The following is a 14,424-nucleotide window of genomic DNA, read 5'->3' as shown; positions in this document are numbered from 1 at the left end:
TCCTAGTGTGGGTGAGGGAGAGGATGAGTCGGTGGGGCGCTCAGGCGCCGCGGCGGAGCCGCTCGAGGTAGCGCGCTTCGAGCGCGGAGTTGTGCTCGTCTCCGCCGGGGATGTTCGCGGAGATGTACATCGGAGGCACCTCGCCGGCGTCGGCGAGTGTGCGGGCGACGCCCAGCGTGAGCAACTGGGCGATGAACGCGGCGGTGATCGAGGAGATCGCGCCTGCGGAGATGGTCTCGGTGACCTGCAGCGTGGAATCGCCGTACGGGGCGAGGTTGTCGATCACGACGTCGGCGATCTCGCTGAGCCGCTTGCCGCTCGGGTGCTTCGGCTCGACGCGGGCGGTGTGCTCGAGGCTGGTCACCGCGATGACCTTGTGGCCGTGCTCCTTCGCCCAGAGCGCGACCCCGACGATGGATCCGTTCACGCCGGAGTTCGAGGCGATCACGAAGACGTCGTTCCCGGTCACGGGGGAGACCGCCATGAGCTCATCGACCACCCAGGGCTCGCGCTCGAGGGAACCGGTCAGCACGTCGGCGGTGCGCTCGCCGTGCAGCACGATGTCGCGCAGGGCGATGCGGTTGGTCGGGATGAGCCCGCCCGCGCGCCCCGCGATCTCCATCGCGAAGGCCTCGGAGTGCCCCGTGCCGAATGCCTGGATGACGCCGCCGTCGCGCAGCGCCGCGACCAGAAGGTCGATCGCGGGGTCCAGCGCGCCGCTCTCCGCGTCGGCGGCGAGGCGCTCGAGGCGCGTCTCGGCTTCGCGGAGCAGGTCCAGGGGGGAGGCGCTCATCGGGTGGACTCCTTCGTTCGGTGGGGGCGGGGCTCTTCGTGGGGAGCGGAGGAACGGCGGTGCGCGGAGACGGCCATCGCGCTGGCGGCGAGGCGGGTCGCGGCCTCGCCGAGCGTGCGCTGCGCCACGAGGACGTAGAGCAGGTCGACCACGAGCAGCTGCGCGTGCTTGATGGAGAGGTCGTCGGGGCGCTGAGCCGGGTTCTCGGAGGCGGTGATCAGGGCCACATCGGCGCTGGAGGCGAGCCAGGAGTCGGCATCGGTCGTGATGGCGACGGTGAGGGCTCCGGCGGCACGTGCGTGCGAGAGCATCTCGATGGTCTCCTCGGTGCGGCCGGTGTTGGAGATGCCGACAGCGACGGAGGATCCGTCCTGCAGCACCGCACTGGTGAGCCCGTCATGCACGTCGGACCAGGAGTGCGCGTTCACGCCGATCCGGTAGAGCCGGCCGCGGAACTCGTCGGCGATGACGCCGCTGCCCCCGACACCGTAGATGTCGACGTGCCGTGCCTCGGCGATCGCGCGCGCGACGAGCTGGACGTCGTCGAGGTCCAGCAGGCTCGTCGTGACCTCCATGCTGCGGGTGTGCAGTCCGAGGAGGGTGAGCAGCACGCGGTCGGCCGGGTCGTCCTGGCCGATGTCGTCGGCGATGTCGGTGCGCCAGGTGGTGCCGGCGTCGCCCCGTCCCGACTCGGCGGCGACGCCGACGCGGAACTGCGTGTAGCCCTCGAAGCCGATCGCGCGGCAGAAGCGGGTGACGGTGGCGGCCGAGGTGCCGGCCTGGTCGGCGAGCTCGGTGATGGTCAGCTCAACCGGTGCCGTCGGGTGCGTCGAGATCACGTCGGCGATCTTCGCCATGGCCTTCGGCATCGCCGGACGCCGCAGCGAGATTCGCTGCGTGATCGACAACTCGTTGCCGACGTCCTGCATGAGTGGCACCATTGCCTCCGGTGAAAACGCGTCGTGGATCGACATGGTTCGGGTGAAAAACATTCTCATCAGGTCCCGGGTGAAAAATCAAGTAGGACAGATAACAAATTGGGGTGCAACATGCTCGTGATCGGTGTGGACGCGGGTGGGACGTCCACCAGGGCGGTGCTCGCGACAGGCGAGGGCCGCGTCGTGGGCTTCGGCCGCGGCGGCAGTGGAAACCCCACTTCATCTGGCCTTCCTGCCGCTCTTGCCGAGGTCCGAGGTGCGATCGCGATGGCCCTCGCCGCGGGTGGTGCGAGCTTGTCCGCGGTGTCGGGGATCGTCGTCGCGATGGCCGGTCATGATGCGCGCGGCGGCACGTCGGACTGGATTCTCGATCCGCTGAAGGAAGACGGTTTCTCGGGCGAGCTCTGGTTCGAGTCGGATCTTCTGGCGATGTACGCGAGCGGTGCCGTCGCCCCCATCGGCTACGGCGTGGTGTGCGGCACGGGCGCGAGCGCCGTGCGCGTGGAGGGCGGCCGCATCGTCGCGACGGCGGACGGACTGGGCTGGCTGCTCGGCGACCGGGGGAGCGGCTTCTGGATCGGTCGTGGCGCGGCGGCGGCCGCGGTGGCGGAGCTGGACGGCCTCGGGCCGGAGAGCGCGCTCACGGCGCGGGTGCTGCAGGCGGCCGGCATCGCAGGTGACGGCGCCCACGGCCGCGGCATCGATGGACGGCCGTCCGCCCTGGAGCAGCTGGTCCGGGTGCTGTACGGGCAGCGGCCCGTGCAGCTGGCGGCCTTCGCTCCGCTCGTGTTCGACGCCGCGGAGGAGCACGATCCGGTCGCCGAGGCGATCCTGCGCGACGCGGGCGAGCAGCTGGTGCGCACGATCGGCCTCGTGCAGACCGCGCCGGGGCCCGTCGTGGTCGGCGGGAGCATCGTGCTGCGGTCGGGGGAGCCGCAGCAGATGCTGCGCGCGCACGTCGCGGAGTGCTTCGGCGAGCAGCCGTTCACGCTCGTGGACAGCGGCGCCGCCGGGGCGACCATGCTCGCGCTGCGGCATGCGGGGGTCGAGGTCGACGAGGACACGCTCGCGCGGGTGCGGGCGGGGATCGGCGAGGCGATGCGCGCCGGCGCCGTCGTGGCTGCTCCTGCCTCTGGCACGGCGGTCTCCGCGGCGGCACGCCCTAGAATCGATACCCTATGAATCCCGAAGCCCTCGCCACCGCGATCCTGTCCGTCCTCGCGCCGATCGCGGACGAGCGACGACCTGGCGAGCCCCTCACGCTCACCGCAGGAGACATCGTCCTGGAGCGCCCGCGCAACCGGGAGCACGGCGACTGGGCGACCAACGTCGCCATGCGCCTCGCGAAGCAGCTCGGCACGAATCCGCGCGAGCTCGCGCAGCAGATCGCCGACGGCCTCGGTGCCGTGGACGGCATCGCCGAGGCCTCGGTCGCGGGGCCCGGCTTCCTCAACGTCCGTCTCGAGGCAGGCGCAGCCGGCGCCCTCGCCAAGGTGATCGTCGATGCGGGCGAGGCGTATGGGCGCAACGACTCGCAGGCGGGACGCTCGATCAACGTCGAGTTCGTCTCGGCGAACCCGACGGGGCCGCTGCACATCGGGCACACGCGCTGGGCCGCTCTCGGCGACGCGATCGCGCGCCTGCTCGATGCGAGCGGTGCGAACGTGGCCCGCGAGTTCTACATCAACGACGCGGGCGCGCAGATGGAGCGGTTCGCCGGATCCATCGTCGCGTCGGCGAAGGGGGAGCCGACTCCGGAAGGCGGCTACGCGGGCAGCTACATCGCCGACATCGCCCAGCGCGTGCTCGCCGATCGCCCCGATTTCCTCGCGCTCGATCCCGAGGTGCAGCTCGTCGTCGCCCGCGAGCTCGGCTATCAGTACCAGCTGGCCGAGCAGCAGGACTCGCTCGCGAAGTTCAACGTCGTGTTCGACGTCTGGTTCTCCGAGCGGATCCTGCATGCCGCGGGCGAGGGCGGAGCCCCGAGCCTCGTGGACGAGGCCGTGGACCGGCTGCGCGCGCAGGGGCACGTGTTCGACCAGGACGACGCGGTGTGGGTGCGCACGACCGACTTCGGCGACGACAAGGACCGCGTGATCCGCCGTTCCAACGGCGAGTACACGTACTTCGCCGCGGACGCCGCGTACTACCTGAACAAGGGCGATCGCGGTTTCGAGCACAAGATCTACCTGCTCGGCGCCGACCACCACGGATACGTGCACCGTCTGAAGGCGCTCGCGGGCGCCGCGGGCGACGACCCGGAGAAGGACGTCGAGGTGCTCATCGGGCAGCTCGTCTCCGTGGGAGGCGCGAGGCTCAGCAAGCGCGCGGGCAACATCATCGAGATGGACGACCTGCGCGAGTGGCTCGGCACCGACGCGCTCCGGTACTCGCTCGAGCGCTCGCCGGCCGACTCTCCGCTCTCCCTGGATCCGGAGCTGCTGCAGAAGCGCACGAACGACAACCCGGTGTTCTACGTGCAGTACGCGCACGCGCGCACGCACAACGTCGCCCGCAACGCCGCCGACTCCGGCGTGGACCGTTCGGCGTTCGCGCCCGAGCTGCTCACGCACGAGACCGAGTCCGCACTGCTGGGCGCGCTGCAGGAGTTCCCCCGGATCGTGGCGTTCGCCGCCGAGGTGCGCGAGCCGCACCGCGTCGCGCGCTATCTCGAGGAGCTCGCGGGTCTGTACCACCGCTGGTACGACAACTGCCGAGTGATCCCGCAGGGCGAGGACCCCATCGAGGACGTGCACCGCACCCGCCTGTGGCTGAACGACGCCACGGGTCAGGTGCTGCGCAACGGCCTCGACCTGCTCGGGGTGTCCGCGCCGGAGCGGATGTGACGTGAGCGGCGCGGAGGAGGGCACGCATCCGACCGAGCCGTATCCGCGGGACCTCGGTTCCGAGCGTCCGACGGTGCCGCTGCCGCCGACCGGCGGGTCGCAGGCGACGGCGGCTGTCGGGGGCGCGGCGCCTGGCGCCTCGGTCGATGCCGGGCTCCCGCCTCGACCTCCGCTGCCGTCGGCGCCGGTCGCCGTGCCACCGCCGCGCCGGCGTGCGCGCTGGCCGTGGGTGCTGGGGATCGTCGTGGTCGTGCTCGCGGCCCTCGTCGTGGGCGGCGAGTTCGTGGCGCGCGCCGTCGTCGCGCAGCAGATCCGCTCGCAGGTGATCACGGCGCTGAAACTCCCCGCCGACCAGCGGATGGACGTGAACGTGGGCGGGATCGTGCTGCCGCAGCTCGTCGCGGGTCGGCTGGACGACGTCCGCATCTCCTCGAAGAGCGTCGCGATCGGTCCGATCACGAGCGCCGTCCAGGTCGATGCGACGGGCGTGCCGATCCGCGGCGGCGCGCTCGGCGCCGCGAAGGGCACCTTCCGCATCACAGCCGATCAGCTCGAGAAGGCGATCACGGCGGCTGCCGGATCCACGCCGATCGAGTCCGTGACGCTGGACGGAGAGGACGTCAAGGCGACCGGATCCGTCAAGCTCTTCGGCGCCACCGTGCCGCTCGCGCTCGCGCTGACACCGGGGGCTGCGGGCGGCGAGCTCACCTTCACGCCGACCTCGGCGACCATCGGCGCGCTCACCGTCGATCCCGACACCATCGCATCGACCCCGTTCGGGGCGGCACTGAAGCCCTTGTTCGCGACGCAGAAGCTCTGCATCGCCGACCGGCTGCCGGCGGGCGTGCACCTGAGCGGACTTCGCGTGGATGCCGGCGCGCTGGTGGCGACCTTCTCCGCGGACAGTGCGATCACGACCGACCCGAAGCTGCTCGAGAACGGGACCTGTCCCGCGTCGTAGCCGTCAGGATCCGGCGTGCTCCGTCGTGACCTGCTCGCGCGCTGCGTCGCGCTCGGCCGTGGTCGCGGTCAGCAGCCGCTCGGCCCGGTCCAGGCGCCGCTCGGCGAACGAACGAGGCCTGCCGGTCGCCCTGTCCTCCGCATCCTCGACGCCGGTGATGATCCACGCGCTCGCGAGCAGCACGACCTGCGCGGACAGGTTCAGCCACAGCAGCAGCGCGATCAGCGCCGCGAAGGAGGCGAGCAGCGGGTTCGACGCGGCTCCGCCGACGAAGAGCGTGGACAACTGCTGCAGTACGAGAAGACCGAGGCCGCCGAGCGCGGACCCCGCCCAGAGAGTGCGGGCGTCCGCGCGCGCTCCGGAGAGCACCGCGAACAGCGCGGCGATGAGCGCGGTGTCGAGCGCGAACACGACGACGAGCGACAGGATCCGCTCGATCCACGCGGTCGCGGGCGAGTGCCGGAGGCCCAGCAGCTCCGCGATCTGGTCCAGGCCGACCGAACCGACCACCGTGGCGGCCGCGCTCAGGGCGAAGCCGACTCCGATGCCGAGCGCAAGCCCGAGGTTGCGAGCGATCACCCAGTACCACTGCACGTCGTCGGCGAGCGCGCCGGTGAGCATGCGCAGCGCGATGCGCAGCGACCCGATCGCGCCGAGTGCCGCGCCGACGAGTCCCGCGAGCGAGACGACACCCGCGACCGAAAGTCCGGCGGGTGCGGCGATCCTGTTCGGATCGATGAGGCCGCCGTGGCCGACCAGCCCCGGGACAGCGGCGTCCACGGTCCGGACGAGAGCGGCGAGGGCCTCGGGATTGCCCGTGAGCCACAGCCCCGCGGCCGAGAACCCCAGCAGGACGGCGGCGAACAGGCTGAACAGCGCGCGGTAGGTGATGCCGTCGGCCAGGGACGGCCCGTGCTTCTCGGAGTACAGCAGCCAGGCGCGTGTGACGCGCCAGCGGAGCACGCGGCCCAGCAGCGCGTCGATCGTGCGCGGCAGCCAGGGCTTCTGTGCCGGAGTGCGCTCGGAGGCGGTCATAGTGCCCATCCTCCGAGCGTAGCGAGACGCGGATGCCGGTTCGAAAGCCCGTGACGAGGGGCCCGTTCCGTGTCGCCTCACCTCGCAGAAGCGCGCTGAACGGGCCGAGGTCGCGGGACGGAGAGCGCGGAGTCGTACTTCCTCGTCGGAGATAGTCTTCGAATTCCTCCGATCGAAGCGCACATCTCCGACGGAAGGGCACCGCGGGCGCCGCCGGGTCTCAGGATTCCGCGACGACCTCGACCTTGAATCCTTCACTGTTCTCAAGCCACCCCGCGTAGTGATCCGGGCCGCCGGCGTGCGGGTATCGGTCGACGTACAAGGCGCTCCAGCCGTGCTGCGGTGCCGCGGCCATCAGTCGGTCGACGTCGCTCCGGGACCCGCCGTGGAAGGCCAGATGGTTCAGTCCGGGCAGCCGGCGGTCGTGGCCGGTTCCGTGCAGGGCAGGGGCCGAGCAGATCGTGAGGTAGGTGTCTCCGTTCCGCCACGAGCGGCCCTCAGCCCAGGTCTCCGCGGGCGCGAAGCCGATCCGTCCGAGCAGCCAGTCCCATCCGGGGGCGGAACGTGTGACGTCCTGCACCCAGAGCTCGACGTGATGGAATCCGCGCATCCGGCCATCCAATCAGACGACCTGTCCGAGCGCCCCGCGGCGTCACACCCGTCGGGCCCGGCCGACGCGGTGCCTTAGAATTCTCAGAACTCGGCACGCTCTGGGCCGGGCTCGAATATCCGAGACACACACGACGATTGGTGCCCTGTGCTTTCCGCATCGCCCGACGACGCGCTCGCCCCGGACTGGCTGAAGGAACCGGCCGATCCGAACGATCTCGCCCCGGGGGTGTGGCCGGTCTCCGCGCGGCGCGACGCCGACGGAGAGCTGGAGCTGGGCGGAGTGGGTGTTGCAGAGCTGCGTGCCCGTTTCGGCACCCCGCTCTACGTGCTCGACGAGGCCGAGGTCCGCGCGCACGCCGCCCGGATCAAGAGCGCGTTCGACATTGCGGCTGCCGCCCACGGCACCAAGGCGCGCGTGTACTACGCCGGCAAGGCGTTCCTCAGCACCGAGGTCGCCCGCTGGGTCACCCAGGAGGGCCTGCGCGTCGACGTCTGCAGCGGGGGAGAGCTCGAGATCGCCCTGGCCGCGGGTGTCAAGCCGTCCCGGATCGGCTTCCACGGCAACAACAAGAGCGTCGCCGAGTTGGAGCGCGCCGTCGAGGTCGGCGTCGGGACGATCATCCTGGACTCCGCGATCGAGATCGAGCGCCTCGGTGCGATCGCCGAGCGCCGCAGCGCCGAGAGCAGCGGCACCGGTGCGGACGGGTACGTACAGCGTGTGCTGCTGCGGGTGAACAGCGGCGTGCACGCGGAGACCCACGACTTCCTCGCCACCGCGCACGAGGACCAGAAGTTCGGCACCCCGCTGGAGGCGGCGCCCGCGCTGGTCGAGCGGATCCGTGAGATCCCCAGCCTGAGGCTGCGCGGTCTGCACTGCCACATCGGATCGCAGATCTTCGGATCCGCCGGCTTCGCCGAGTCCGCGTCGCGGGTCGTCGAGCTGCACGCCGAGCTGCGCGAGGGCGGGGAGCTGCCCCTGCTCAACCTCGGCGGCGGCTTCGGCATCGCCTACACCGCCGCCGACGATCCGACGCCGATCGAGGAGCTCGCCACCGCCATCGTCGAGGCGGTCGCCCGCGAGTGCGAGGTGCGCGGCATCCCGATCCCGACGCTCGCGTTCGAGCCGGGGCGCGCCGTCGTCGGACAGGCGGGGGTGACCCTGTACGAGGTCGGAACCACCAAGGCGGTCTCGCTCGGGGACCGCGGAGAACGCCTCTACGTGAGCGTCGACGGCGGCATGAGCGACAACGCGCGCCCCGCCCTGTACGGCTCCCAGTACTCGGCGCGCATCGCGTCGCGCGAAGGCACGGGAGCGCCCGCGCTCACGCGGGTCGTGGGCTCGCACTGCGAATCGGGGGACATCGTCGTCGATCACGAGTACCTCCCCTCCGACGTCACCCCGGGCGACCTGCTCGCGGTGCCGGCGACCGGCGCGTACTGTCACGCGCTGTCCAGCAACTACAACCACACCCCGCGTCCCGCGGTCGTCGCCGTGCGCGACGGCCACGCGCGGGTGATCGTGCGGGGGGAGACCCTCGACGACCTCCTCTCCAGGGATGCCGGCATCGCCGCTCCGCGGACGAAGGGGCGCACCGGTGCGCGCACCGGAGAAGGAGAAGCATGACGGAACTCGACGGCACCCGCCGCCCCCTCCGCGTCGCCCTGCTCGGGGCAGGATCCGTGGGATCGCAGGTCGCGCGCCTGCTCCTGGAGCACCAGGGCGATCTCGCTGAGCGCAGCGGCGCGCAGCTCGAGCTCGCGGGGATCCTGGTCCGCGACGTCGATGCCCCGCGCGACGCGGAGCTGCCGCGGGAGCTGCTCACGACCGACGCCGAGGCCCTGATCAAGAGCGCGGACATCGTCATCGAGCTCATGGGCGGGATCGAGCCCGCGCGCGGCTACGTGCTGCAGGCGCTGCGCAGCGGGGCCGACGTCGTCACCGGCAACAAGGCGCTGCTGGCCACGCACGGCGCGGAGATCTTCGAGGCCGCGGACCAGGTCGGCGCCTCCGTGTCGTACGAGGCCGCTGTGGCCGCGGCGATCCCGATCATCCGTCCGCTGCGCGACTCGCTCGCCGGCGACCGGATCAAGCGGATCTTCGGCATCGTCAACGGAAGCACGAACTACATCCTCGATTCCATGGACCGTCAGGGCCTGAGCGCCGAGGAGGCGCAGCGGATCGCCACCGACCTCGGCTATCTGGAGGCGGATCCCACACTCGACCTCGAGGGGTACGACGCAGCGCAGAAGGCCGCGATCCTGGCCAGCCTCGCCTTCCACACGCAGGTCTCGATCGATGACGTGCACCGCCAGGGCATCGAATCCGTCACCGCTGACATGATCGCGGACGCCCGCCGCGCGGGCTACGTGATCAAGCTGCTCGCGGTCTGCGAGCGCCTCTCCGAGAACGGCGGCGACGCGGTCTCGGTGCGCGTGTACCCGGCGCTGATCGACCGCGAGCATCCGATGGCGAGCGTGCACGGCGGCAACAACGCCGTGTTCGTGGAGGCCGAGGCCGCCGGTCCGCTCATGTTCTACGGTGCGGGGGCGGGCGGCGTGCAGACCGCGTCGGCCGTGCTCGGTGATGTCGTCTCGGCCGCACGCCGGCACATCGCCGGCGGCGTCGGCGTGGGGGAGTCGGCCCGGCAGAGCCTGCCGATCGCGCCGTTCGGACACATCACCACGCGCTACCAGATCACCATCGAGGTCGCCGATGTGACGGGCGTGCTCGCGACCGTGGCCGGAATACTCAGCGACCACGGCGTCTCCATCGCGACCGCGCTGCAGACCATCGAGCGAGGCGAGCAGAGCAGCACCGCCCGCATCGTGATCGGCACCCACCGCGCCACCGAGCAGGCGCTCAGCGACACCGTCGCCCGCCTGGCCGACAGCGACGCCGTCGCCCGTGTGGTGTCGGTGCTGCGGGTCGAGGGGGAGTGACGGTGAACGCTGCCAGCGGCCCGATGCCGGGGCGCACCGTCGAGGTGCGCGTCCCCGCCACGAGCGCCAACCTCGGTCCGGGGTTCGACACCCTGGGCCTCGCGCTCAGCATGTACGACGAGCTCGAGGTCACCGCCCTCGAGCCGGGCCTGATCGAAGTCGAGGTCTCCGGATCCGGCGCCGAGGAGATCGCGCGCGACGCGTCCAACCTCGTCGTCCGATCGATCGCGCACGTCTTCGCCGATGCGGGCGTCACGATGCCCGGCATCCGTCTCGTGGCGCGCAACGGCGTACCGCACGGGCGGGGCCTCGGCTCCTCCGGCGCCGCGGTCGCCGCGGGCGTGCTGGCCGCGCAAGGACTGCTGGCGGGAGTCGTCGAGCTCGACGACGCCGCGCTGCTGCGCCTCGCGACGGAGCTCGAGGGGCACCCGGACAACGTCGCGCCGGCACTGTTCGGCGGTCTGACGATCGCGTGGACGGCCGAGCGCGGACCGCAGCACAAGAAGCTGCTCGTGCATCGCGGCGTCTCGCCGCTGGTGCTGGTGCCCGGCTACACGATGTCCACCAAGGCGGCGCGCAGCCTGCAGCCCGAGCAGGTGCCCAGCGAGGACGCGGTGTTCAACGTCTCCCGCTCCGCGCTGCTCATCGCCGCGCTCACGCAGAGCCCCGACGTGCTGCTGGACGCCACCGACGACCGCCTGCACCAGGACTACCGCGCGCCCGCGATGCCGGAGACGAACCGGCTCGTGCGCGCCCTGCGCGCGGAAGGGTTCGCGGCGGTCGTCTCCGGCGCCGGCCCCAGCGTGCTCGTGCTGTGCGACGGGCCCGGCAGCCGCCTCGAGGCGGTGCGGATCGCGGACGCTGTCACGGACACTCCGTGGATCCCGCAGATGGTCGCCGTCGATGTGCGAGGTGGTACAGTGAGGGAACGAGCGGAGGGTTCTTCGTCACAATCGTGATCCCGACCCGCGACGCACTTCCCGCGTCAGCCGCACAGCACCCGAAACCGCACCATGAGCCGGTCACCGAGCTCTCTGAGGGCGTGTTCTCCGGGTGGCATGCAGGGGACAGCCTGTTCTCGGCATGATCGTGCGGTCGCGCCCCGGCATCTGCCGTGTGCGCGTCGAATTTCCCACGACTTACAAGAGGAGTACTCGTGGAGACCATCTCCGAGACCCAGATCGAAACCTCGGCACGCGTCGACTCGACGTCGCAGCCCGAGCAGGCGTCCGCCCAGGACGCGCCCAAGGCCCCGCGCAAGCGCGCGCCGCGCCGTGCGACCACTGCCACCGCTGCCGCGAAGGCCGCCGAGGCCGCCGAGACCGCGCCCTCCACTGCTGAGGCGCCCGCCGCCGAGGCGGCGGCCGAGGAGGCCCCGAAGGCGAAGGCCCCGCGCCGCAGCCGCGCGAAGAAGGCTGAGGAGGCCCCCGCAGAGACGGGCGGCGCCGACGCCGCCCCCGCTGCCGAGGCCCCCGCCGAGGAGGCCCCGAAGGCGAAGGCCCCGCGCCGCAGCCGTGCGAAGAAGACCGAGGACGCCCCGGCGGAGTCCGGCGACGCGGCACCGGCCGAGGCCGCATCCGAGCCCGCCGCCAAGGAGGCGCCTGCCGAGCCGGCGCCCGCCGACGCGCAGCCCGCCGAGACCGCTGCGGACGGAGGCGAGGAGACGACCAGCCGCAGCCGCAGCCGGTCCCGCTCGCGCAGCCGCAACCGCAACGGCGGCCAGGACGGCCAGAGCAGCGGCCAGGGCAACGGCCAGAACAACAACGGCCAGAACAACAACGGCCAGAACAACAACGGCCAGAACAACAACCAGGGCGGTCAGGGCGGCCGCGGTGGCGCCCAGGACATCGATGAGGACGGCGGCAGCGCCCGCGGTCGCCAGCGCAACAAGCGACGCGGCGGCCAGAACCAGAACGTCGACGAGTTCGAGACCGAGATCGGCGAGGACGACGTCCTCATCCCGATCGCCGGCATCCTCGATGTGCTCGACAACTACGCGTTCGTGCGCACCACGGGCTACCTGTCCGGCCCCAGCGACGTCTACGTCTCGCTCGGCCAGGTCAAGAAGTACAACCTGCGCAAGGGCGACGCGGTCGTCGGAGCGATCAAGCAGCCGCGCGAGGGCGAGCAGCAGGGCCGCCAGAAGTACAACGCGCTGGTGAAGGTCGACTCGGTCAACGGACTGAGCACCGACGACGCCGCGAATCGCGTCGAGTTCTCCGCTCTCACCCCGCTCTACCCGCAGGAGCGTCTGCGCCTGGAGACGGCGCCGGAGAAGCTCACGCAGCGCATCATCGACCTGGTCGCCCCGATCGGCAAGGGCCAGCGCGGCCTCATCGTCGCGCCCCCGAAGGCGGGCAAGACGATCGTGCTGCAGCAGATCGCCAATGCGATCGCGCAGAACAACCCCGAGGTGCACCTCATGGTCGTGCTCGTCGACGAGCGCCCGGAAGAGGTCACCGACATGCAGCGCACGGTGAAGGGCGAGGTCATCGCCTCGACCTTCGACCGCCCGGCCGAGGACCACACCACGGTCGCCGAGCTTGCGATCGAGCGCGCCAAGCGCCTCGTCGAACTGGGCCGCGACGTGGTCGTGCTGCTCGACTCGATCACCCGCCTCGGCCGCGCGTACAACATCTCGGCTCCTGCATCCGGCCGCGTGCTCACCGGTGGCGTGGACGCTTCGGCGCTGTACCCGCCGAAGCGCTTCTTCGGCGCCGCGCGCAACATCGAGAACGGCGGATCCCTCACGATCCTCGCCACCGCGCTGGTGGAGACCGGATCCAAGATGGACGAGGTCATCTTCGAGGAGTTCAAGGGCACGGGCAACAGCGAGCTGCGCCTGAGCCGCGCGCTGGCCGACAAGCGGATCTTCCCGGCCGTGGACGTCAACGCGTCCTCGACCCGCCGCGAGGAGATGCTGCTGAGCCCCGACGAGGTCAAGATCACCTGGAAGTTGCGCCGCGCCCTCGCCGGGCTCGACCCGCAGCAGGCCCTCGAGGTCGTCCTCGGCAAGCTCAAGGAGACCGACTCGAACGTCGAGTTCCTGCTGCAGATGCAGAACGCGCAGCTCGGCAAGCCGGCCTCCGGCACCGGCCACAGCCACGCCTCCGAGAACAGCATCCGCTGATCCGCGCAGCCTGAACGCTGCCTCATCCGGGAGGGATCCGGTCGTCATGTTCGAGCAGGTCGAGTCGCTGCGCGACGAGCACCGCAGGGTGGAGAAGGAGCTCTCCGACCCCGAGGTGCACGCCGACGCCGCACGGGCGAAGCGGGTCAACCGCCGCTACGCCGAACTCAGCCGCATCGTGAAGGCGCATGACGACTGGATCTCCGCCGGCGAGGATCTCGACACCGCCCGCGAGTTCGCCCGCGAGGACGAGTCAATCGCGGCGGAGATCCCCGGCATGGAGGAGGGGTTGCAGGTCGCGCAGGAGAAGCTCCGGCGCCTGCTGATCCCTCGGGATCCGGACGACGCGCGCGACGTGATCATGGAGATCAAGGCGGGGGAGGGCGGAGCAGAGTCCGCCCTCTTCGCCGCCGATCTGCTGCGCATGTACGTGCAGTACGCCGCCTCGAAGGGCTGGAAGACCGAGCTGCTGGAGCGTACCGAGTCGGATCTCGGCGGCTACAAGGACGTGCAGGTCGCGATCAAGGGAGCCTCGACGGATCCCTCGCAGGGCGTCTGGGCGCACCTCAAGTACGAGGGCGGCGTGCACCGGGTGCAGCGCGTCCCGGCGACCGAGTCGCAGGGGCGCATCCACACGTCGACGACGGGCGTGCTGGTGTTCCCCGAGGTCGACGAGCCCGACGAGATCGCGATCAATCAGAACGACCTCAAGATCGACGTGTTCCGCTCCTCGGGCCCCGGCGGGCAGTCCGTGAACACGACCGACTCCGCGGTGCGCATCACGCACGTGCCGAGCGGGATCGTCGTCTCCATGCAGAACGAGAAGTCGCAGCTGCAGAACCGCGAGGCGGCCATGCGCGTGCTGCGCGCCCGCCTGCTCGCCAAGCAGCAGGAGGAGCTCGACGCTGCGGCCTCGGACGCGCGTCGCTCGCAGATCCGTGGCATGGACCGCTCCGAGCGGATCCGCACGTACAACTTCCCCGAGAACCGGATCGCGGATCACCGCACCGGCTTCAAGGCCTACAACCTCGACCAGGTGATGGACGGCGCGCTCGAGCCGCTCATCGAATCCGCGATCCACGCGGACGAGGAGGCCAGGCTCGCCGCCCTCGGCGCCGAGGGCTGAGCCGAGCGGGTTCTGGTGGCTGGCTGCGCGCTCTGCGGCCGAG

12 protein-coding genes are annotated in these 14,424 nt (G+C 71.2%); 8 read left to right on the top strand and 4 right to left on the bottom strand.

Annotated features, from left to right (window positions below; translation table 11 throughout):
* Window positions 1-40 precede the first annotated feature (40 nt).
* Window positions 41-793 carry a sugar isomerase domain-containing protein gene (locus ACFWCK_RS11065; RefSeq protein ID WP_233310677.1) on the bottom strand — a complete coding sequence of 251 codons (753 nt, stop codon included), beginning with the start codon at window positions 791-793 and terminating at the stop codon, window positions 41-43.
* Entirely contained in the window at window positions 790-1,767 is a 978-nt protein-coding gene (locus ACFWCK_RS11060) for a MurR/RpiR family transcriptional regulator (protein WP_378805839.1), read from the bottom strand. Before ACFWCK_RS11060 ends, ACFWCK_RS11065 begins: the two co-directional genes overlap by 4 nt.
* A 75-nt stretch (window positions 1,768-1,842) precedes the next feature.
* Between ACFWCK_RS11060 and ACFWCK_RS11055 the strand changes: the two genes are divergently transcribed.
* The 3 genes from ACFWCK_RS11055 to ACFWCK_RS11045 are packed head-to-tail and all read left to right on the top strand — an operon-like array spanning window position 1,843 to window position 5,538.
* Window positions 1,843-2,913, top strand: a complete 1,071-nt coding sequence (locus tag ACFWCK_RS11055) for an N-acetylglucosamine kinase (protein ID WP_378805838.1) — start codon at window positions 1,843-1,845, stop codon at window positions 2,911-2,913.
* The gene (argS, locus tag ACFWCK_RS11050) at window positions 2,910-4,577 is read left to right on the top strand and encodes an arginine--tRNA ligase (RefSeq protein ID WP_378805837.1); all 1,668 of its coding nucleotides are present in this window, start codon (window positions 2,910-2,912) and stop codon (window positions 4,575-4,577) included. Before ACFWCK_RS11055 ends, argS begins: the two co-directional genes overlap by 4 nt.
* A 1-nt stretch (window position 4,578) precedes the next feature.
* Entirely contained in the window at window positions 4,579-5,538 is a 960-nt protein-coding gene (locus ACFWCK_RS11045) for a DUF2993 domain-containing protein (RefSeq protein WP_378805836.1), read from the top strand.
* 3 nt (window positions 5,539-5,541) lie between these two features.
* Here the strand turns inward: ACFWCK_RS11045 and ACFWCK_RS11040 are convergent, their stop codons facing one another.
* Both ACFWCK_RS11040 and ACFWCK_RS11035 read right to left on the bottom strand, forming a co-directional pair.
* Entirely contained in the window at window positions 5,542-6,573 is a 1,032-nt protein-coding gene (locus ACFWCK_RS11040; RefSeq protein ID WP_378805834.1) for a YhjD/YihY/BrkB family envelope integrity protein, read from the bottom strand.
* A gap of 220 nt (window positions 6,574-6,793) precedes the next feature.
* Window positions 6,794-7,183, bottom strand: a complete 390-nt coding sequence (locus ACFWCK_RS11035; protein WP_378805833.1) for a VOC family protein — start codon at window positions 7,181-7,183, stop codon at window positions 6,794-6,796.
* Window positions 7,184-7,330: 147 nt separating this feature from the next.
* On the opposite strand from ACFWCK_RS11035, the gene lysA reads away from it, so the two are divergent.
* The 5 genes from lysA (at window position 7,331) to prfA (ending at window position 14,381) form a co-directional block, all read left to right on the top strand.
* On the top strand, window positions 7,331-8,809 hold the full coding sequence (gene lysA / locus ACFWCK_RS11030) for a diaminopimelate decarboxylase (RefSeq protein WP_378805832.1): 1,479 nt from the start codon (window positions 7,331-7,333) through the stop codon (window positions 8,807-8,809).
* Entirely contained in the window at window positions 8,806-10,125 is a 1,320-nt protein-coding gene (locus ACFWCK_RS11025; RefSeq protein WP_378805830.1) for a homoserine dehydrogenase, read from the top strand. The genes lysA and ACFWCK_RS11025 overlap by 4 nt, the downstream gene beginning before the upstream one ends.
* A 23-nt stretch (window positions 10,126-10,148) precedes the next feature.
* Window positions 10,149-11,084 (top strand): homoserine kinase, encoded by a 936-nt coding sequence (gene thrB, locus ACFWCK_RS11020; protein WP_233310749.1) that lies wholly within the window; start codon window positions 10,149-10,151, stop codon window positions 11,082-11,084.
* 197 nt (window positions 11,085-11,281) lie between these two features.
* Window positions 11,282-13,255, top strand: coding sequence for a transcription termination factor Rho (gene rho / locus ACFWCK_RS11015; RefSeq protein ID WP_378805829.1), 1,974 nt, complete (start codon window positions 11,282-11,284; stop codon window positions 13,253-13,255).
* Window positions 13,256-13,301: 46 nt separating this feature from the next.
* Window positions 13,302-14,381, top strand: a complete 1,080-nt coding sequence (gene prfA, locus ACFWCK_RS11010; protein ID WP_378805828.1) for a peptide chain release factor 1 — start codon at window positions 13,302-13,304, stop codon at window positions 14,379-14,381.
* The last annotated feature ends 43 nt before the right edge of the window (window positions 14,382-14,424 follow it).

It is taken from the genome of Microbacterium sp. NPDC060117 (genome assembly GCF_042729315.1).
Lineage (GTDB): Bacteria > Actinomycetota > Actinomycetes > Actinomycetales > Microbacteriaceae > Microbacterium.
This window is presented reverse-complemented; position numbering and strand designations above follow the sequence as displayed.